Source organism: Methanoregula sp. (genome assembly GCF_050010295.1).
Classification (GTDB): Archaea; Halobacteriota; Methanomicrobia; order Methanomicrobiales; family Methanospirillaceae; genus Methanoregula.
Genome location: NZ_JBEKLH010000001.1, coordinates 478,440 through 498,877, shown reverse-complemented (window position 1 = coordinate 498,877; position 20,438 = coordinate 478,440). Strand labels below are relative to the sequence as shown.

Below are 20,438 nucleotides of genomic sequence, written 5' to 3'. Positions count from 1 at the left end.
ACTGGGTGATTATGCAGACCTATCCCCGGGCCGAAGAACGTTCCAGGATGGTGGAGCACCAGATCAGGGCACGGGGAGTAACCGACCCCCGGGTGCTTGCGGCGATGCGGGAGATCCCCCGCCACCTCTTCATCCCCCCTCCCTACGATGAAGCGGCCTACGAGGACAATCCACTCCCGATCGGGAAAGGCCAGACCATCTCCCAGCCCTATATTGTCGCACTGATGACCGAACTCCTCGGCCTCAGACCGGATGACCGTGTCCTTGAGATCGGGGCCGGGAGCGGGTACCAGGCAGCGATCCTGTCATCCCTTGCCCACCGGGTGACAACTATCGAGCGGATCCCGTCCGTCGCCGGACTGGCGCGAAAGAACCTTGCGGCCCTCGGCCTGACCAATGTCACGATAATCGTGGGGGACGGGACCCTCGGTTTTCCGGAAGATGCGCCGTTCAACGGGATCATCATAACCGCAGCAACCCCGTCAGTACCCCGCCCGCTCATCGACCAGCTTGCCGATGGCGGGAGACTTGTAGCGCCGGTCGGGGGAAGGGAGGTCCAGGAACTGGTCACGCTCACGAGACACGGGAAGGAGATCCTGAAATCAGGGCACGGGGGCGTCCGTTTCGTCCCGCTTATCGGGGAACACGGCTGGGAGGAGAATTCATGAAGATCATCGATATAACCCGTCCCTTATCCGGGAGTACGGTGGCATTTCCCGGCGATACGCCGCCCCGTTTCGTGCAGGAAGAGCGGGGGCTGTACCTCATCTCCGACCTGCATATGAACAGCCATTCCGGAACGCACATCGATGCACCGGTGCACTACCTCAAATCTGGAGACACGATCGATACGATTCCCCTTTCACACCTCATCGGGAGCTGTCGTGTTCTGGATCTTTCCCGGACCGGCCGGGAGATCGGGGCATCGGCTATCAAAGGACGAACAGCCGGGGCATCCCGCATCTTACTCAGGACCTCCTCTTCCGAATCGGCCGGATTCAGGGAGGACTACCCGTCCCTCACCCTTGAGGCAGCAAAATATATGACCAGTCAGGAGATTCAGTGTGTCGGCATCGATTCTTTCTCGATCGAAGCATTTGTCTGTGACGGGGCTGTTCATCGTGAACTTCTCAGTCACGGGTGCATCATCATCGAACTGCTCGACCTCTCGGGGGTGCGTGAAGGAGATTATGAGATGGTGGCACTCCCCCTCCGGCTGTCCGGTCTGGACGGCTCTCCCGCGAGGGTTATTCTTATCAGCAAAAACGGAGGTGACCCATGGATATAATCAGGGAATCGGTCAACAAGCTCGAGACCATTCTCGGGCAGAGCGGGTGCGAGGATGCAGGAGTCCTTCTTGATGTCGACCCGGATGCCGTTACCTGCCAGTTCGAACAGGGCGCGTGCATGACGGCTTCCTTCGGGGGGAGGAGCGCAGTTTTCGTAACCCACGACCCGGTCAGGGCGTTGACAAAGATCTCATTTATGTTCGGTGCCCCCTTGGAAACCCCGGCAGTGAGAAGCGCCGCAGGTGCGATCATCAATGTTGCTGCGGGTTTCTTCTGTCTTTCCCGCATACTTCATCCCTGCCCGAAAACCTTCCACGCACCCTGTCTTCAGGAACTTAAGAACGAAATTTCCGGCAAAAGGGTATCCTGCATCGGCACCATGGCTTCCATTGAACGCGAGCTGGGAAGTTCTTTCAGCACGGAAATTTCAGAAGCCGACGTCATTCTCATCAATGGTGAAGGCATTATTGCCAAAGGTACCGGCGATCTCATAGAAGCCCATACAAGAACGAAACGGATTCTCTGCTTAGGTCCCTCAACTGCGGGGAACGCCCGGCTTCATGAGATCGAACACTGGTGCCCGTACGGGACCGGTTAATCCTGCCGGAACGGTCAAGGCAGGTGCACAGTTCCTCAAAAGGAGAGGTAAAATCTTTTTTATTGCCGGCCAATAGATCATCATGCTTTTCGGGTCATCAGGGATACGAAGGAAATTTGATCAGACCCTTGCCGATACTGCGCTGAAAGTCGGGTCTGCCCTCGCTTCGAAGTCTTCTGATATTCTTGTCGGGATGGATACGCGCACCACGAGTCCCCTGCTCGCGCATCTCGTTGTATCAGGGATCCTGGGAAGCGGGGGGACCGCGTACATGGCCGGCGTCGTGCCGACACCCACTCTTGCATTCAGCACACGGATCGTCCGGGCCGGGTGCATGGTGACCGCTTCCCACAACCCTGAAGATTACAACGGGCTGAAACTTTTCAACCCGGACGGTTCATCCTTCACCCGGCCCCAGCAATTGGAGATGGAGGAGATGCTGAAGACCCAGTACTGGACTGACTGGCAGCACCAGGGAGTGGAAGTGGAGACCGATACGCTCACTCTCCATAAAAATGCAATACTGGATAATGTGCATCTTAGCCGAGGCATTGAGGTTATCGTGGACTGCGGCAATGGCGCAGGCTGCAGTCTTACCCCCGCACTCCTGACGGAAGCGGGGGCAAAACCGGTCTGTATCAACTGCAACCCATCCGGCTATTTTGCCCGGCCGTCCGAGCCCCTGGAAGAACACCTTGGATATGTCGGGAAGATGGTCAAAAGCACCAAAGCCCGCTGCGCTGTGGTCCATGATGGCGATGCCGACCGGATGATGGCATTTGACAACAGGGGCAGGTATATCGACGGTGACCACCTTCTCATGCTCTTCACCAGATACCTCGGTGCACGACAGGTGGTCACGACAAGTGACGCTTCGATGATCATTGATGAGGTCGCAGATGTCCAGCGGACCCCGGTGGGGGATACGTACGTTTCGGAAAAACTTCTGGAATGGGGAGATTTCGGCGGTGAACCTTCCGGGGCGTGGATCTTCCCGCATATCTCCTATTGCCCGGATGGCCCGTACGCAGCAGCACTCTTCTGCGAGATTGCATCCGAGTGGGACACCGCACAGGAGATCGACAGTATGCCGTCCTACCCGGTCCTCCGGGAATCGTTCCCGGACGAACACGCCCGGGAAACTGTCTCTGCTCTCGGCGCGGCGAGCCCGACTGAAGGGGTGCGTGTTGCTGATGAGGATGGCTGGTACCTGATCCGTGCGAGTGGCACAGAACCCAAGATACGCATAACCGCAGAAGGGAAGACTCTCCGGAAAGCAAAGGCGATGCTTGCAAAGGGCAAAGAACGGATCCGGCAGGGGAAAACTGCTTAAACGTTGCAGGAAGAGATTTACGTATGGAATGCGTCGTTCTCGCCGCTGGAGAGGGAAAGCGGATGCGCCCTCTCACCGCGAAACGCCCGAAGGTGATGCTCCCCCTCGCCAACCGCCCCATGATGGAGCATCTCGTTCTCGCGGCACGCGACGCCGGTATCACGGATTTTATCTTTATCGTGGGGTATGGGGAGCGGGAGATCCGCAGGCATTTTGGTGACGGTGCCGGGTGGGGAATTCATGTCGAATACGCCCCGCAGCGCCACCAGTACGGAACAGCGGATGCCGTCCGGGCAGCACAGGATCTTGTCACGGGTCCTTTTCTTGTCCTGAACGGGGATATGGTCATCAGGTCACCGGATATTGCAAACCTCTGCAGTGCCAAATCGCCATGCATGAGCATCAGTACAACCGACCATCCCGGGGATTATGGGGTTGTTCTGGTAGAGAACGGGTTCGTCATTTCGCTTGAAGAAAAATCAAAACAGCCGAAATCCAACCTGATCAATGCCGGTGCATATCATTTTTCCCCCGATATTTTCGATCTCATCAGCAAGGTGCGTCCCTCTCCCCGGGGCGAACTTGAACTGACGGATGCCCTCGATGTGCTGGTCGCGGAACGGAAACTGCACTCGTACCACCTGTCCTATTGGATGGATGTCGGTCACCCGTGGGACATGCTTGACGCGAATGCCACTCTGATGGATGATCTCAGGCCAGGAAACTCAGGAACCATTGAAGAGGGTGTATCTCTCCGGGGACCCGTCATGATCGGGGAGGGCAGTGTCATCAAATCCGGGACGTATATCGAAGGTCCCTGCATCATCGGACGGAACTGTCGCATCGGTCCTCATGCCTATATCCGCGGCACAACGAGTGTCGGGGATGAATGCCATATCGGTCACTGTTCCGAGATCAAGAATTCCGTCATCATGAACGGAACAAAAATTCCGCATTTCAATTATGTCGGGGATTCCATCATAGGTGCCGGCTGCAACTTTGGTGCCGGGACCAAGATTGCAAACCTCCGCCACGACCATGGGAACATCAGAGTCTGTGGGAACGACACGCGAAGGGAAAAATTCGGCGCGGTTATCGGAGACGATGTCCAGTTCGGGATCAACTGCTCGATCAATGTCGGATCGATGATAGGGAGTAACGCACAGTTTGCGCCGAATTCATTTATCGAAGGTTGTATCGGTGATAAAGCGATAATCCGGTAGGTACTCAGATGCAGGCAGTGATTTTAGCAGCAGGTGAAGGGAAGCGGGTTCGCCCCCTGACAAGAGGAAGGCCCAAGGCGATGATCCCGGTTGCCAACCACCCGATCATCGAATATGTAATCGACGCATTGGTAAAAAACGGGATCCGGGAGATTATTGTTGTCGTAGGATACCGCAAAGAACAGGTAACCCGTTTTTTAAACCAGCTGGACGTATCGGTCGATGTAATCGTCCAGGATAAACAATTAGGGACAGCAAACGCCCTTTTATGCGCAGAATCAAAAATTCATGGGGATTTTCTTCTCCTTCCCGGGGACAATTATATCGACCCACACTCGATTGCACGCATCAGGGATATCCCGGATTCGATGCTGGTAAAAGAACATCCGAACCCGTCAAACTTCGGCGTGGTTATGCTCCATGAGGGGCGGGTAACCCAGATTATCGAGAAACCCGAACATGCCCCGAGCTTCATGGTTAGCACCGGCATTTATCGCCTGAAAAAAGAGGTGTTCTCCTATATTCAGGGAAATGATCTGACCGATGCCATATCCTCCATGATCGAAAACGGCATCCATCTGCAGGGAATCCCTGCAGATGACTGGCAGGATGCAATCTTCTCCTGGGATCTTCTCAAGATGAACCGGCGCCTCCTCTGCCACATTCCTGCCACACGTGAAGGAACGGCAAGCAGGCAGACCATCATCCAGGGACCAGTCAGTATCGGGAAAGGCACGACAATCGGGCCCAACACCGTTATAACCGGGCCGGTTGTTATCGGGAATGACTGCACTATCGGCCCGAACTCCTGTATAATGCCCAATACCAGTATCGGCTCCCGGGTTATCCTCGAGCCGTTTATCAGTATCGGCAATTCCGTGGTCATGGACGATACCACCATCGGTTCACATTCCCGGATCATCGACACTGTCATTGGAGAGCGGTGTGCGCTTGCGGATCATACTTCCACATCGACCGGTGTTGGACTCATGGAAATTGAGGGGCAGGTAACCAGGTCGGAATTCGGGGCGATCCTTGGGGATACCGTTGTCAGCGGACCTTTCACGACCTTTAAAAATTCCATAATCGGGAACAGTGTCACTATCGAAGGGCGAAGTTGTATCGTGTCCCGCAGTATTCAGGACAACTCCATGGTGATATAGCGTGTGCGGTATCGTAGGCTACGTTGGCAGGAGAGACGCTGCACCTCTGATCGTCGAAGGCCTGAAAAAACTGGAGTACCGGGGTTACGACTCTTTCGGGATCGCGACGACCGGAAACAGCATTGCGCTTGTCAAGCACCAGGGACGGATATCGGAAAATTCAGGCGCTGCTGCCAGGCTGACGGGTAAGACAGGCATTGGTCACACAAGGTGGGCAACCCATGGGATCCCGAATGATGTAAATGCCCATCCGCATACCGACTGCACAGGTACCATTGCACTTGTCCACAATGGGATCATCGAGAATTACGCTGAGTTAAAACGCCAGCTCCTTTCAAGGGGGCATACGTTCCGTTCAGAAACCGACACTGAAGTGATTGTTCACCTCATTGAGGAGGAATATCCGGGAAGAAAAGATCTCCTTGCGGCAGTACAGGCGGTCGTGCCCAGGCTCGAAGGATCCTACGCCATCCTGGTCATATCGAGTTCCGAAGACAGGATAATTGCTGCAAGAAACGCAAGTCCGCTGGTGATCGGCATTGGTGATGGGGAGATCTTCGCGGCTTCTGACATGACCCCCATCATCGAGTATACCGAGCGGGCAATGTTCCTGGAAGACGGAGATATTGCTTCCCTGAACCGGACGGGGGTCGAGGTTTTTAACCGGGAAAAGCGTGTGGTCCGGCCGGTAGAATTGATAGACTGGTCTGTCGAGGATGTAAAAAAGGGCGGTTTCGCACACTATATGCTCAAGGAAATTTATGAACAGCCCCAGGCATTTTACAATACGATTCGTGCAGTGAACTCCGATACGATACCCTGGTCTTCCCACCGACCACCGTCCATAACGATAGTTGCCTGCGGTACATCGTATCATGCCGGACTCATCTTCAAATATCTTCTCGAGGATTCGTGCGGAATTCCGGCACGTCTGGAGTTTGCATCCGAATTCAAGTACTACCCGCCACCGGTTGAGGGACTCGTGATCGGGATTTCCCAGTCGGGAGAGACTGCGGACACCCTCTCCGCCCTTAAACAGGCGAAGTCCCATAACTGCAGGACTTTAGCGATCACCAATGTCCTGGGGAGCACCGTCAGCAGGATCGCAGATTCAACCATGTTTATGCGGGCCGGACCGGAGATCAGCGTGGCTGCAACCAAGTCATTCGTCGCCCAGCTGGCAGTGCTGATACAGCTCATCAACAGCCTGTGCGACAGAAAGTTTGACGATATACTCCTGCATGCTCACCAGGCGATTGAGGAGGTCCTTCTCCTTGATCTCACCGAAGCGGTCGCCGCCTGCAAACCTGCCCGAAGTATCTTCTATGTAGGTCGCGGCCCGTTCTATGCAGTATCCCTTGAAGGGGCCCTCAAGATGAAAGAAATTTCCTATATTCATGCCGAGGGCTATGCTGCCGGGGAACTGAAACACGGCCCGTTCGCGCTCCTCTCCCCGGAAACACCGGTGATCGCACTCTGCGTACCCGGGGAAACATACGGTGTCATGATCTCCAATATCAAGGAGATAAAAGCCCGCGGAGCACCGGTCATCGCCATAGGTTGTGATGGGGATGCAGAACTTCCGGATATTGCAGATATTTTTATTGCTATTCCCCGGACCCCGGTTTTTGTCCAGATCCTTACCAGTCTGGTAGTGCTTCAGCTTCTTGCCTACCATACAGCAGTTGCATTGGGACGTGACATCGACAAACCCAGAAACCTTGCAAAGAGCGTGACCGTTGAATGATCGAATATGGCAGAAATACCCTTGGCCCCAACGCCCGGATCTTTGAACCCGTGACGATCGGCTTTCCCTCCCGGGACAACTTTTCAAGAACCGGCTTTACCGGAACTACTATCGGGAAGAATGCAATCATCAGGTCCCAGACCATCATCTACTGCGATGTTGTTATTGGAGACGACTTTCAGACAGGACACAATGTCATCATCCGTGAGAAGACGAGGATAGGGGACCGGGTCTCGATTGGAACGGCGACGGTGATAGAGGGGAACACCATTATCGGGGACGATGTGAACCTTCAGAGTATGGTATATGTCCCGACAAATGCCTGTATCGGGAATCATGTATTTATCGGCCCGAATGCCGTCCTCACCAATGACCGTTATCCCCCGTCGGGGATTGGCGGGCTTCAGGGGCCGCATATCAGGGACTGGGCAGCAATTGGTGCCAACGCAACGCTGCTCCCGGGCGTCAGTATCGGAGAAGGTTCACTGGTTGCTGCCGGTGCAGTTGTTACCCGGGACGTACCGGAGCATATGCTGGCAATCGGTTCTCCTGCAAGACTCAGGGATCTTCCGGGCCAGGTGAAACTCAACCGCCGGTAAATCGGGAGCGTACACCCGATCGTATTTCGTTGCAGGGACCAGAATCCTATGAAAATCCTTCTCGTGTCATCCCAGGATTATATCCACCACCCGGTACCGTCGCGGCACCATAATATCTTCGAAGATATCGCACTGAGGCACGATGTTCATGTTGCTCACTTCCACGTCAGCAGAGCGGGGCCACGCCCGACCCGTCTCACGGTTGAAGAGGCAACATTGTTCCCGTTGCAGCGCCCTCTCCTGCATTACACGTTCAACACTCCTTACCATTACTACATTTTCGACCGGATCCTCAAAACCGGTGAATTTGACTTGGTGGTTGCCGCTCACGTACTGGCCGGAACCGCGGTGATCCATGCAGCCGGAAAACAGAACGTCCCTGTTGTTTTCGACCTCAAAGACTGGTTCCCGGACTCCGCTGCAGCGTATTTTACCAACCGTATTCTGCAGGAGACCGTAAGGAAAAGTGTCTGGGCCATAACAAAACGAAACCTGTCCCTTGTTGACAAAATAACAACCGTTTCGCCATCACTTGTTGAAAAACTGAGAGGGTTTGGTTTTTCAGCTGACCTGATCACCAATGGTGTCGATACCGATTTCTTCAGGCCCATGGACGGCAGCGTGGCCCGCTCTGAACTGGGTATAGGGGCCGACGACTTCGTGATCGGGTTCTGCGGGAGTGTCGAGCGCTGGTATGCCATTGATGAAATGATCCGGGCACTTCCGACATTAATCCGTCACCGTCCCGACACCAGACTCCTCGTTGTCGGGGGATCGCTGTTCACGGATTACCTGCATGAGTTGCAGGTTCTTGCCCGTGAACTGCGCGTTGCTGACCATGTCATTTTTACCGGGACAAAACCTTACCACGATCTCCCGAAGTATATCGCCAGCATGGATGTTTGCACCATACCGCTTTCACCACCCCGGTGGGGAGATATTGCTCTTCCCAACAAATTTTTCGAGTATTCTGCCTGTGGCAAACCAATCCTGATGCGGCCGATGCCCGATGTGGAAAGGATCGGGGGGCCGAACCTTTTTGTTTACCGGACACGGGAGGAATATATCGAACAGGTAAAGCATCTTATGACCCACCCTGCTACGTTTTCAATAAATCTTGAAAGAAACAGCTGGAAAGAGAAGGCCCGGCAATTTGAAGAACTTTTTCGGAGCCTGCTATAGGCACTCATCCAAATTTATTAATGGTCTCAACGGAAAACCTCATACTCAATACAGGTTGAGTTTATGATATCAATAGATTTCAAAAGCCGCCGGACTTACTGGGTTTTCGGTCTGGTCGTTTTATTTTCTCTCTTTGCCCTTTGGATCCGACTGGTTCCCATGTTCCTTATGGGAAAAACCGACATCCTGTCGATGGTGGGGAGCGATGACCCGTTATACAACCTGCGTCAGGTGGAACACCTTCTCGTGAACTTCCCCACCTACCAGTGGTTCGACCCCATGACATTGTACCCGACAGGCACCACGGTCTACTGGGGCCCTCTCTTTATTTATATTTCCGCCATTGCCTGCATGATTTTCGGGGCGACGACAAGGCCGGAAATTATCGGCATCTGTCTTCTCGTACCTCCCGTTATGGCAACCCTCGTTACGGCTCTCATGTACTTTGTCGGGAAGGCCTGCGGGGACTGGAAAACCGGGCTTCTCGCATCGGGTTTTACGGCAATAGTATCGGGCCAGTATTTTTATCGATCGTTATACGGGTATTTCGATCATCACATAGGGGAAGTGCTATTTTCAACCCTCTTCTGTCTCGTGTATATCTATGCGATCAATTCTGAGAATGGCGCAACTATCAATCTGAAAGATTTCACAAGCTGGAGAAAGACTGCCCTATTGGCTTCTCTTGCCGGCATCGCGTATCTCCTCGGCCTCTTCCTCATGCCGACCATGATCCTCTTTGCGATGATTGTCGGCGTATTCACCATCATCCAGTTCATCGTGGATTTTTACCGCAACCGTTCGAGCGACTATCTCCTTATTATCAATATAATTATTTTTACGATAGCCATTATCGGTCTCATGCTGTTCGGATTCAAAAACAGCACCGGTATCGATCTGGCAACCTACTCAGTCGGGCATATCATCGCTTACCTGTTCCTTATTTTCGGGACTATTGGACTTTACCTGATTGCGAAATACCTCAAAGGGCGGAAGAAATATTATTATCCCTTGACGCTGGCAGGGCTGGTAATTCTCGGTATCGCTGTCCTGTTTTTCGTGAGCCATGAAATTTTCGATCTGTTCGTTCTGGATCTGGTTGCATTCTTTGGACAGCAGCCGGTTACGAATACCGTGGAGGAGGCGCGGGGGTGGGCCCTCAACCTCGCCTGGGTGACATTCAATTACGGCCTGCTGCTGATGGTCGGCGGCTTCGTTGTCATGATATTCAACAACGTGCGCAAAGAGCGTCCTGCCCATGTCTTCGCACTCGTATGGTCCGTTATTATTTTATTTTCGACATGGCAGCATATACGGTATGAATATTACCTTGCTGTGAACATCGCTCTCCTTGCAGCAGTCTGTATCAGTTTTGCCTGGGAGCTCGGAGAATCAGATATCCGGAGGTTTGCGGGTTCATTGTCTGGAGAACATAAGGATCCCCACCCGAAAAAACCGGATACCGGCACAGGAGTACGGGGCAGAAAACATAAAAAATCCCAGAAGAGTGATGACATCCCCGTCAGCAATTATGCAGCCGTAGCATTAATCGTACTCGTGGCCGGGCTGGGGGTCCTGTTTGTATACACGTCCGTTTCCTATAGTTACTCCAGTGTCATTACCATACCCACAAAGATGAACGATGACTGGAAGGAATCCCTTACCTGGATGGGGAATAATACTCCGGATCCCGTCGTGAATTACTTTGGGGTCTACGACCCGAAAACGTTCACCTATCCCCTGGAATCATACGGGGTCATGTCTTGGTGGGATTACGGGCATATGATAACGTACATCGCGAAACGTATTCCGAATGCCAACCCGTTCCAGGAGGGTGTTACGGGTCCGAATGGATCGGCAGCGTATTTCATGTCCACATCTGAAGATACCGCAAATTCAATTCTCGATCACGACGGGACCCGGTATGTCGTTACGGATATCGAGATGGATACCGGCAAATTCTGGGCAATGTCAACATGGCTGAATGCGACAGCTGCCACAGAGCCATACCAGACGACCATGTTTGCACCCGCAGACAGCAGTGCGCAGAGCTACCAGACGACCCTCCTCAACAAACAACTCTACTACCTTACCATGGTCTCGAGACTCCACAATTTTGACGGTTCAATGGCAGAGCCTTCATCCGCCTATTATATCGAATATGTTGATCCTGGAATTGCCCACGCAGCACTTCCGGTCATCACTTCGGCAACAGCAATGAATGTTTCAGAAGCGACACTCCGCGCTGATCAATATAACCAGAACGCACAGGCAGGGTACCATGCGACCGTCCTCGGTGTATCCGTACTTCTTCCACTCGATACCGTCCCGGCCCTCAGCCATTACCGTCTCGTCCATGAATCACCAACGAATGTGCTCAATTCACCGGCAAATGACCTGAAATATGTAAAAATATTTGAATATGTCAAGGGAGCACACATCAAAGGCAGTGGGATCATCGATATTCCTCTTGTCACCAATACCGGCAGAAACTTCACGTACCGGCAGGCGAGCGTCAACAGCGAATTTATCGTTCCCTACTCTACAACCGGTAACCCGTATGACGTGAAGGCCACCGGGCCATACCATATCGAGGGAACCAGCACAACATACGACGTCCCGGAATCAGCAGTCATGCAGGGAACGACCATCAATTAGCACCTCATCTTTTTTAGAACAACGTACCAGCCCGCTCCTATAGTGTCCCTTTTCTGACGGCCGGCATCATGCGATGACATCAGCGATGACATCATTTTGCTGTGCCAGATGCAAGATCAATAATACTTATATGATGGAATACACCTCATAATCTTGTATGTTAGCAGAAGAGATTGCCCTCGGCATGCGGGTGCGTTACCCGCGAACCGGAACTACCGGCAAGATCCTGCGCACCGAACGGGTGAGAGGCGAGACCTTTGCCGAACTGGACAGTACCAACCTCCTGTACCGTATAGACCAGCTGGTTCCGGCATCTGGTTCGGAAAAAACGGCCGCCGGAATCATTGAAGATGCAAAAAAAGTCATTGCCCGCGAACGGGAATTTGCTGCAGGAAGCGGACTGCAGGATGCGCTGAAAAACATCGACCAGAGCTGTGAAGGAGGGGGTTGATCCTACCTGATCTTTTTGAGAATCCCGATTCATCCTGCAGATTGAGCAATTCCTTATCAGACCTGAGTAAACTATTCCGGGAAACCATTATTAAAACGGAAGGATGAGAGAACGGCGGGGACTCCTCCCCATCCACCCGAAAGTCCGTGAGCACGGTGCTGAAGACCACTATGATGTATCCAGGCTACGGTATATCAGGGAGATCAAAGGTCCTGATGGCAGTCGATGGCGAAAATGCGCCCATGTGTTGCCTGAAGGCGAAAATCACAAAATGAACCGCAGACGCCAGCCGCGGGTTCGTCGTTAAAACCCGTTTTTCCCTTTTCATCCATCCTTCGACAGGTACATTAACAGGCCCCGGTAATATCTCATGAGATCCGGATGGACACGAAGCAGAAGATCATCATATCCGTCCTCATGCTCGGCACGCTCATGGGGTCGCTCGACTCCACTATCGTTATTCTTGCCTTCCCCACCATCTCCAATTCTCTGCATGCAACCTTCATCACCACACTCTGGATGATCCTGATCTACCTCCTTGTCGTCGCGGTCTGCACGACCCAGCTCGGCCGGATCGGGGACATCTATGGAAGGAGCCGGATGTTCAATGCCGGCTTCGGGGTCTTCACGGTAGGCTCGCTCTTCTGCGGTCTCTCTCCCGGCATCTACTGGCTGATCGCCTCCCGGGGAATCCAGGCAGTCGGTGGGGCGCTGATGCAGGCAAACAGCGGTGCGATCATAGCCGACACCTTCCCGCCCAACGTTCGGGGTACCGCATTCGGGTATCTCTCACTGGGCTGGACGAGCGGCGCCATGCTCGGCATTGTGCTGGGCGGTATCATCACGACCTATGTCGGTTGGGAATACATATTCTTCATCAACGTCCCGATCGGGATCGCGGCCACCTTTCTCGGCTTCCGGTACGTAACGGATAATCTCCGGGTGAATGCCAGGCTCGATATCACGGGTATGATCCTGCTGGGTACTGCACTCACGTTCATATCTTTCAGTGGGGTGGACTTCGCGACAGAGGGGACAGCTGCTCTGAATATTGTCACGCTATGTCTCGGCGTGGTCTTCATTGTACTCTTCGTGCTCTTCGAACGGCGGACAGAACGGCCCATCATCGATTTCTCCGCACTGGGCAACCGGATTCTCAAATACTCCATGACAGCCGCATTCTTCCTCAGTCTCGGGTACCTGTCGGTAGTGTTTCTTATCACGATGTACCTGCAGGGCATCCGTGCATTGTCACCTCTCGATGCCGCACTCCTCCTCACTCCGGGTTATGTCGTGGGCAGCCTGCTTTCGCCGTATATGGGCAGGCTTTCCGACCGGTACGGGGCACGGCTGCTCGCAACCTCCGGCACCCTTATGCTGATCCTTGCCACCCTCTTCTATCTGACACTCAGGGTCGATACCCCGCTCTGGGTGGTGCTGGTAGCATCGGGTATCTCCGGTCTGGGGACTGCGATGTTCTTCCCGTCCAACAACAGTGCGGTCATGGCAAACGCTCCGCAGGGTTCCTATGGCGGGATATCCGGTATCCTGAGAACCATGCAGAATATCGGGATCCTGGGAAGTTTCGTGATTGCCATCACGGTCTCCGCAGCCTCAATACCAAGAGATGTGGCGTTTGAGGTCTTCATTGGCACCACCAACCTCGTGGGCGGGGTCTCCAATGCATTCATCCGGGGGATCGATGCCGCTCTCTGGGCATCGGTCATCATTATCGGTATTGCAGGGGTGCTCTCCTGGATGCGGGGTCACGAAACCCGCGGATCAGCACCGTAAGCGCGTCACGGAGTTATTCACCGTAGACAGATCCAAAAAGCGTGCTCTTTAGAAATGCTCAAAGATATACTACAACGCTCTTGGGGAAGACTGTTGTTCCCCGAAGGGAAGAGCAGGCTGGAGAAGAACTCGTCAGAGTTCTTCGACTTGAGAGAGGGCGTCACCCTCATAACGGGACGAAGAATTGTACCGGATTACAGGAAAAACTGGGATTTCTACAAAGCCAAAAAGCGATATCTTTGAGTCGTTTTTTCTCCTCCTCGCAGGGTTATAGGCCTTGATCAGAAAGCCGGCAATCTCCCGGAATGGAAAACTATCCGTATGGCTTGCTGTTCAGCAAGATACTTTAATAAAAGTCTGGAGTCCTTATATGTTATCAAACCAGCATCAGCTTTCTGATTGGTGTCTCGCTGAATGTCCGGGTGCATGAATCAAAGATGGTGTTAATTCCAGATCAGGGTATTGGTGTTCTAAATTTATAGAGAGTCAGGAGGTTCGATTTCATTTGCATGATGTGACAGTTCCCGATGTCAACATCGGGGTCGTTGGCCATGTCGACCATGGCAAGACCACACTCGTTAACGCACTCACCGGGACATGGACAGACCGGCACAGCGAAGAAGTGAAGCGGGGGATTTCCATCCGTCTCGGATATGCTGACGCAACTTTTTACCGGTGCGAAAAGTGCGAAGGGCCCGAGGCCTTTTCGACCAGTCCCGATTGTCCGGCCTGTGGCGGAAAAGGGACGCCATTCCGTTCCGTTTCTTTTGTTGACGCACCGGGACACGAGACCCTGATGGCGACGATGCTCTCAGGATCGGCACTGATGGACGGGGCGATGCTGGTCATCGCTGCGAGCGAAAAGTGCCCCCAGCCGCAGACAAAAGAGCACCTGATGGCACTTGAGCTCGTCGGTATCAAAAAGATCGTAATCGTCCAGAGCAAGATCGATGTGATCAGCCAGAAAGAGGCGATTGATAATTACCACGAGATCAAGGCGTTTGTAAAAGGGACCATCGCCGAAAATGCCCCTGTTATCCCCGTCTCGTCACAGAAAGGGATCAATATAGGTGCACTTGTGCAGGCACTCGACCAGATTATCCCTGAACCGGAACGGGATCCGAATGCTGAGCCGGTGATGCTCATAGCCCGTTCATTCGATGTGAACAAACCCGGCTGCAACTGGAAAGATGTCAAAGGCGGTGTCGTCGGGGGGTCTCTTATTCGGGGCATCCTCCGCGCAGATGACAAGATCGAGATCCGCCCCGGCAGGCAGACCCAGGTTGAGAACAGGATCAAATGGGTTCCCATCACCACCACCGTCACATCGATCAATGCCGGCTCGAAAAAGGTGGAAACCGCGACACCCGGGGGACTTCTGGGTGTCGGTACCAAACTCGACCCTGCCCTGACCAAGAGCGATGCACTTGCCGGCCAGGTATTGGGCCATGAGGGCAAACTCCCCCCGGTCTGGGATAAGATCCGCTGCCGGGTCACCCTGATGGAAAGGGTCGTGGGGGCAACAAGCGAGCTCATCATCGAACCACTGAAGCATTCCGAGCCTCTGATGCTTTCGGTAGGAACTGCGGTCACCGTGGGCGTTGTCACGAACACAAAGAAGGACAGTGTCGAAATTCAGCTGAAGCGACCCGTATGTGCAGAAGAGGGTTCGAGGATCGCTATCAGCCGGCAGGTGGGAGCACGCTGGCGCTTGATCGGGATGGGTGTGCTGGGCGAGTGAAAGTCCTCCTGGATGCCAACGCCCTGATGATGCCGGTCCAGTTCCAGATCGACCTCTTCGATGAGCTCCGCATGCTCCTCGGGGGGTTCGAACCGGTCGTGCTTCCCGGAGTGCTGAGAGAGCTTGAAGGCCTCAGCCGGGCGAAGGGCCGGGATGGTGCGGCGGCAAGGTGTGGCCTGGCGTTCGGTGAAAAGTGCACGGTTGCGAAGAACGGGGATCTGAAATCCGGAACGGTCGATGCCCAGGTGATCGAATATGCAGCTCAGAACGGATGTATGGTGGTCACGAATGACCGGCGCATCAGGGATGCGTTGATCGCACGCGGGATAAGTGTCATATCATTAAGAAAGCAGAAAAAACTGGAGATATTGCGGAGATAAGATGAAGTATGTACCATAAACTGATGCTTGAGGATAAAGTCAGGGTGCCACCCCAGAGGCTGGGCGAAAAACTCGAAAAAGTCATACTCGATGTCCTGCAGGAGCAGCTCGAGGGCAGTATCGACAAAGAGATCGGGATATTTATATGTGTAACGAAGGTGCAGGACGTCGGGGAAGGCGAACTCGTACCCGGTGACGGCGGTGTTTATTACGATGTCAAGTTTGAAGCGATGGTGCTCAGGCTCGCGTTGCAGGAGGTAATAGAAGGAGTTGTTGTCGAAACGACAAGTTTCGGGGCATTCATCAGCCTCGGACCTATCGATGCGATGCTGCACGTGAGCCAGATCTCGGACGAATACATCAACTACGATGAGAAGAACGCACGTCTCATCTGCCAGGAATCCAAACGCTTTATCGGGGTGGGGGACGTTGTCCGCGTCCGTGTCGTGACCCTTTCCCTGAATGAACGGGAACCACGCGACAGCAAGATCGGACTTACAATGAGGCAGGCCGGACTTGGCACTGCGCTCTGGCTCGAAGAAGAGATGAACAAGGAAAAAGAGAAAGCAAACCAGCCATCCGTTCCCATAAAGGAACGGGCGCCGGAGAAGGCAAAGAGCAAGAGGAAGGAGCATGCCGCCGGCGAATAAGAAGAAACAGGGAAAGGTCTGCCGCGACTGCCACAGGGTCGTGGAAGGTGAGAACTGCGTAGTCTGCGGGACAACAAACCTGAGCGAGGACTGGTCCGGCTACCTTGTTATCATTGACCCTGAAAATTCCGAAGTGGCAAAACGGATGAATATCAAGCTGCCGGGCCGTTATGCGCTGAAGGTCCGCTGATGCTCAAGCTTCCCGAAGAGCACCGCAGGCTCTTCAAGGAACCATTCGGGGAACTGCACAAGAACATTGAGGAGATCCTCCCGGTGCTCGCGCTCAACCCTGTATACGCTGTTGGAGATGTCGTCACCCATAATCTCCAGAAGAACGGTATCAGGCCAGCTGTCGCGGTTGTCGATGGATATACCATGCGATCTCCCTGCAGCAGGATGCCGGAACTTACCGGGGAATGCATCCAGGTAAAAAATCCTGCGGGATCGCTGACGGATGACCTGATCCGTGCAATCGATCATGCGGTCGCCCACCCGCCGGCAACGATCCTCGTGGACGGTGAGGAAGACCTTGCGGTAATACCCATGGTGCTCGCCGCCCCGGCCGGAGGAATCGTGCTGTACGGGCAGCCGCATGAAGGTGTTGTCATGCGTACCGTCACACCTGAAGCCCGAAAGACCGCGCGGCACTTTCTTGAGCATTTTACCCGGGACCGGGAAATAGAGTTAACTGCCCCGGGCGGGTTAACGGATGATATATGAGCGCTTGGGGCTTGTGACGAAGGTCATATTTTAAATAACCCGGTTCCCAATAATTACAGGATATCGATGGACTTTGAGATCACCAGTGATAAAAGGAATGAACTTTTATCCAGAAGAGAGGTTCAGTTTACCCTCAAATACGATGGTGCAACCCCCTCCCGCATGCAGATTATCGGCAAACTCTGTGCCCTGCTCAATGTGAAAGAGCACCAGATCACCCTTGATACGCTGCACAGCAGTTTTGGCAAAACAGAAATTACCGGTTCGGCACGAATCTATGATTCAGAAGAGGGCAGGAACAAGACCGAGCGCCCGCACCTCGCAGCGCGCGGCCAGCCCAAGCCTAAGGAAGAGGGAGCTGCGTAAGAATGGCGGCAGCAAAGAAAGCGGAAGCGGCGAAGGGACCCACGAGGGGCTCGCACTTCAAGGTTGAAGGCACAAAGGTCACTACGTCAAAGAAATACTGCCCGCGCTGTGGACCCGGTGTCATGATGGCGGACCACAAGGACCGGACAACCTGCGGCAAGTGCGGATATACTGAATTCAGAAAATAACCATCAATGCCTGCTTTTGGGCAGATACTCGGGATTGAGGGGACTGCCTGGAACCTCAGCGCCGCTGTTTTTGACCGGGATCTCGTATCTCTTGCTTCACACCCGTACAGCCCTGCGCAGGGGGGTATCCACCCGCGCGAGGCAGCGCAGCACCACGCGCTCGTCATGAAAGATCTCATCGGGTCGGTGCTCAGGGAACCGGAAAAGATTACCGGTATCGCATTCTCACAGGGGCCGGGCCTCGGGCCATGCCTCAGGACCGTCGCTACGGCTGCACGATCGCTTGCGCTCGCCCTTGATGTCCCCCTGGTAGGTGTTAACCACTGCGTTGCCCATGTGGAGATCGGGTGCTTTGCAACCGGATGCAGGGACCCGGTTGTCCTGTATGCGAGCGGGGCCAATACCCAGGAAATCGGGTACCTGAACGGGCGGTACAGGATCTTTGGCGAAACGCTCGATATCGGGATCGGAAATGCGCTCGACAAATTCGCGCGGGCGAAAGATTTCCCACATCCCGGCGGCCCGATCATCGAAACGCAGGCAAAAGACGGGAGCTATATCGAACTGCCCTACACGGTCAAGGGTATGGATCTCGCCTTCTCCGGGCTGATATCCGCTGCAAAGGACTGCAGGGCACCACTCCCCGATGTCTGCTACAGCCTGCAGGAGACCGCGTTTGCAATGTGCGTGGAAGTTACTGAGAGGGCGATGTCGCTTGCCGGAAAGAATGAAGTGCTCCTTGTCGGGGGTGTCGGGGCAAACCGGCGGCTGCAGGAAATGCTGAGAGTGATGTGCGAGGACCGGGGGGCAAGGTTCTTTGTACCTGAGCAGAAATACCTCGGGGACAACGGGGCGATGATCGCTTACACCGGGAAACTCATGCTCGAAAGCGGGGTTTCCATTCCCGTTGAATCATCGCAGATCAACCCCTCCTTCCGCTCTGATGAGGTGGAGGTCGCCTGGAGGCAGGACCTGGCCCGTTCTTCCTCAGCGGTTCATGATTCCGATGGAACATCACGACGTGGCGCTGAAGCAATCGTTACGTTCCGGGACGGTTTTGCAGAGAAACGCCGTGTCCCGAAACGGTACCGGGTGCCTGCACTAGACAAACGCCTGATCAGCGAGCGGACACGTGCTGAAGTGCGTCTCATCCATGCTGCACGAAGAGGCGGCGTTCCGACACCAGTCATACGGGATGTCACGGCAGACACTATCGTTATGGAACAGATCACCGGTATACTCCTCACCCGGGATCTTACGGATGTGAATATCCGCGAAGCCGGGAGGATGGTCGGCCGGCTTCACGCGGCAGGCATCATGCACGGTGACCTGACCACGAGCAACCTGATCCTGCGCCAGAGCGACGGGAAATGCGTGCTGATCGATTTCGGTCTCGCACAAGTGACAACGGAGATCGAGCAGCGGGGGGTGGACCTCCACGTCATATACCAGACGTTTAAGAGCACGGCACCTGATCGTTCTGAATTCCTGAAAGCTGCATTTGCGAAGGGATACGCCGAAACGTTTACCGGCTCCGGTGATGTCATTGCCCGGGAGCACGAGATCGAACTGCGGGGGAGATACCTATGAAGGTAACAATGGTAACCAGCAACGAGGGGAAAGCGAAAGAAGTTGCAGCATTTTTCGGGGGATTGGTCGAAGTTGCCCATGTTGCCCTTGCAATACCCGAGCACCACTCTGACGACGTGGGTGAGATCGCCCGGGGCAAGGCGCAGTATGCCTACGAGCGGCTGAAAACCCCCATTCTTGTTGACGATACCGGTCTTTTCATCGATGCTCTCTCCGGATTCCCCGGACCCTATGCAGCGTACGCCCTGCATTCAATCGGGAATACAGGTATCCTGAAGTTGATGGAATGGAAAACGGATCGCACTGCCCGGTTCATCACTGCCATCGCGTTTGCTGATGAAAGGGGGGTTCAGGTTTTCAAAGGAACCATCGAAGGGCGGATAACGCATGCCCCGCGTGGGACCGGGGGGTTTGGCTATGATCCGATCTTCGAAGTCGGAAGAAAGACGCTTGCCGAGCTCCCCATCGAAGAGAAAAGCACGATGTCCCACCGTGCCCGTGCACTTGCTGCTTTCCACGACTGGTTCATACGTGAATACCGGGCGGCCATTGACGCAAACGATTAAGAAGTCTTACAGCTTTGTCATAAGGGCAGATAGGAGTGTTCAATAATGGCAAAGTTCCCCGAAGCCGAAGCCCGGTTACTCAACGTGAAAATATGCATGCATTGCAATGCACGCAATGCAATCCGCGCAACCAGCTGCCGCAAGTGCGGCTACCAGAACCTGCGCCCCAAGAACAAGGAACGAAAAGCGTAATCAAACAA

Annotated in this window: 22 protein-coding genes; all 22 read left to right on the top strand. The window is 54.1% G+C overall.

What is annotated here, in order from left to right:
- Positions 1–11 precede the first annotated feature (11 nt).
- Positions 12–668, top strand: coding sequence for a protein-L-isoaspartate(D-aspartate) O-methyltransferase (locus tag ABSB80_RS02645; RefSeq protein WP_428367865.1), 657 nt, complete (start codon positions 12–14; stop codon positions 666–668).
- Positions 665–1,288 carry a cyclase family protein gene (locus tag ABSB80_RS02640; RefSeq protein ID WP_428367863.1) on the top strand — a complete coding sequence of 208 codons (624 nt, stop codon included), beginning with the start codon at positions 665–667 and terminating at the stop codon, positions 1,286–1,288. The genes ABSB80_RS02645 and ABSB80_RS02640 overlap by 4 nt, the downstream gene beginning before the upstream one ends.
- Positions 1,279–1,887 carry a hypothetical protein gene (locus ABSB80_RS02635; protein ID WP_428367861.1) on the top strand — a complete coding sequence of 203 codons (609 nt, stop codon included), beginning with the start codon at positions 1,279–1,281 and terminating at the stop codon, positions 1,885–1,887. The genes ABSB80_RS02640 and ABSB80_RS02635 overlap by 10 nt, the downstream gene beginning before the upstream one ends.
- Positions 1,888–1,969: 82 nt before the next feature.
- Positions 1,970–3,220, top strand: coding sequence for a phosphopentomutase/phosphoglucosamine mutase (locus ABSB80_RS02630; protein ID WP_428367859.1), 1,251 nt, complete (start codon positions 1,970–1,972; stop codon positions 3,218–3,220).
- 23 nt (positions 3,221–3,243) lie between these two features.
- Entirely contained in the window at positions 3,244–4,443 is a 1,200-nt protein-coding gene (glmU, locus tag ABSB80_RS02625) for a bifunctional sugar-1-phosphate nucleotidylyltransferase/acetyltransferase (protein ID WP_428367857.1), read from the top strand.
- A gap of 8 nt (positions 4,444–4,451) precedes the next feature.
- Positions 4,452–5,606 carry a bifunctional sugar-1-phosphate nucleotidylyltransferase/acetyltransferase gene (glmU, locus tag ABSB80_RS02620; RefSeq protein WP_428367855.1) on the top strand — a complete coding sequence of 385 codons (1,155 nt, stop codon included), beginning with the start codon at positions 4,452–4,454 and terminating at the stop codon, positions 5,604–5,606.
- Position 5,607: 1 nt separating this feature from the next.
- Positions 5,608–7,353: a glutamine--fructose-6-phosphate transaminase (isomerizing) gene (glmS, locus tag ABSB80_RS02615; protein ID WP_428367853.1), complete on the top strand. Its 1,746-nt coding sequence runs from the start codon at positions 5,608–5,610 to the stop codon at positions 7,351–7,353.
- Positions 7,350–7,952 (top strand): acyltransferase, encoded by a 603-nt coding sequence (locus tag ABSB80_RS02610; RefSeq protein WP_428367851.1) that lies wholly within the window; start codon positions 7,350–7,352, stop codon positions 7,950–7,952. The genes glmS and ABSB80_RS02610 overlap by 4 nt, the downstream gene beginning before the upstream one ends.
- 48 nt (positions 7,953–8,000) lie before the next feature.
- Positions 8,001–9,134 carry a glycosyltransferase gene (locus ABSB80_RS02605; RefSeq protein WP_428367849.1) on the top strand — a complete coding sequence of 378 codons (1,134 nt, stop codon included), beginning with the start codon at positions 8,001–8,003 and terminating at the stop codon, positions 9,132–9,134.
- 63 nt (positions 9,135–9,197) lie between these two features.
- Entirely contained in the window at positions 9,198–11,792 is a 2,595-nt protein-coding gene (locus ABSB80_RS02600) for an oligosaccharyl transferase, archaeosortase A system-associated (protein WP_428367847.1), read from the top strand.
- Between the two features lie 157 nt (positions 11,793–11,949).
- Positions 11,950–12,243 (top strand): DUF2098 domain-containing protein, encoded by a 294-nt coding sequence (locus tag ABSB80_RS02595; protein ID WP_428367845.1) that lies wholly within the window; start codon positions 11,950–11,952, stop codon positions 12,241–12,243.
- A 381-nt stretch (positions 12,244–12,624) separates the two neighbouring features.
- The gene (locus ABSB80_RS02590) at positions 12,625–14,037 is read left to right on the top strand and encodes an MFS transporter (protein ID WP_428367843.1); all 1,413 of its coding nucleotides are present in this window, start codon (positions 12,625–12,627) and stop codon (positions 14,035–14,037) included.
- A gap of 505 nt (positions 14,038–14,542) precedes the next feature.
- The gene (locus ABSB80_RS02585; protein ID WP_428367841.1) at positions 14,543–15,778 is read left to right on the top strand and encodes a translation initiation factor IF-2 subunit gamma; all 1,236 of its coding nucleotides are present in this window, start codon (positions 14,543–14,545) and stop codon (positions 15,776–15,778) included.
- Positions 15,775–16,158: a type II toxin-antitoxin system VapC family toxin gene (locus ABSB80_RS02580; RefSeq protein ID WP_428367839.1), complete on the top strand. Its 384-nt coding sequence runs from the start codon at positions 15,775–15,777 to the stop codon at positions 16,156–16,158. Before ABSB80_RS02585 ends, ABSB80_RS02580 begins: the two co-directional genes overlap by 4 nt.
- An 8-nt stretch (positions 16,159–16,166) precedes the next feature.
- Positions 16,167–16,808, top strand: coding sequence for a DNA-directed RNA polymerase (locus ABSB80_RS02575; protein ID WP_428367837.1), 642 nt, complete (start codon positions 16,167–16,169; stop codon positions 16,806–16,808).
- Positions 16,792–16,998 carry a transcription elongation factor subunit Spt4 gene (spt4, locus tag ABSB80_RS02570; RefSeq protein WP_428367835.1) on the top strand — a complete coding sequence of 69 codons (207 nt, stop codon included), beginning with the start codon at positions 16,792–16,794 and terminating at the stop codon, positions 16,996–16,998. The genes ABSB80_RS02575 and spt4 overlap by 17 nt, the downstream gene beginning before the upstream one ends.
- The gene (locus ABSB80_RS02565) at positions 16,998–17,528 is read left to right on the top strand and encodes a GTP-dependent dephospho-CoA kinase family protein (protein ID WP_428367833.1); all 531 of its coding nucleotides are present in this window, start codon (positions 16,998–17,000) and stop codon (positions 17,526–17,528) included. Before spt4 ends, ABSB80_RS02565 begins: the two co-directional genes overlap by 1 nt.
- Before the next feature lie 66 nt (positions 17,529–17,594).
- Positions 17,595–17,894, top strand: coding sequence for a 30S ribosomal protein S24e (locus ABSB80_RS02560; RefSeq protein WP_428367831.1), 300 nt, complete (start codon positions 17,595–17,597; stop codon positions 17,892–17,894).
- Positions 17,895–17,896: 2 nt separating this feature from the next.
- Positions 17,897–18,082, top strand: coding sequence for a 30S ribosomal protein S27ae (locus ABSB80_RS02555; protein ID WP_428367829.1), 186 nt, complete (start codon positions 17,897–17,899; stop codon positions 18,080–18,082).
- A 6-nt stretch (positions 18,083–18,088) separates the two neighbouring features.
- Positions 18,089–19,672: a bifunctional N(6)-L-threonylcarbamoyladenine synthase/serine/threonine protein kinase gene (locus ABSB80_RS02550; RefSeq protein ID WP_428367827.1), complete on the top strand. Its 1,584-nt coding sequence runs from the start codon at positions 18,089–18,091 to the stop codon at positions 19,670–19,672.
- Positions 19,669–20,238: an RdgB/HAM1 family non-canonical purine NTP pyrophosphatase gene (rdgB, locus tag ABSB80_RS02545; RefSeq protein ID WP_428367825.1), complete on the top strand. Its 570-nt coding sequence runs from the start codon at positions 19,669–19,671 to the stop codon at positions 20,236–20,238. Before ABSB80_RS02550 ends, rdgB begins: the two co-directional genes overlap by 4 nt.
- A gap of 45 nt (positions 20,239–20,283) precedes the next feature.
- Positions 20,284–20,430, top strand: a complete 147-nt coding sequence (locus tag ABSB80_RS02540; RefSeq protein WP_292544608.1) for a 50S ribosomal protein L40e — start codon at positions 20,284–20,286, stop codon at positions 20,428–20,430.
- Positions 20,431–20,438 lie beyond the last annotated feature (8 nt).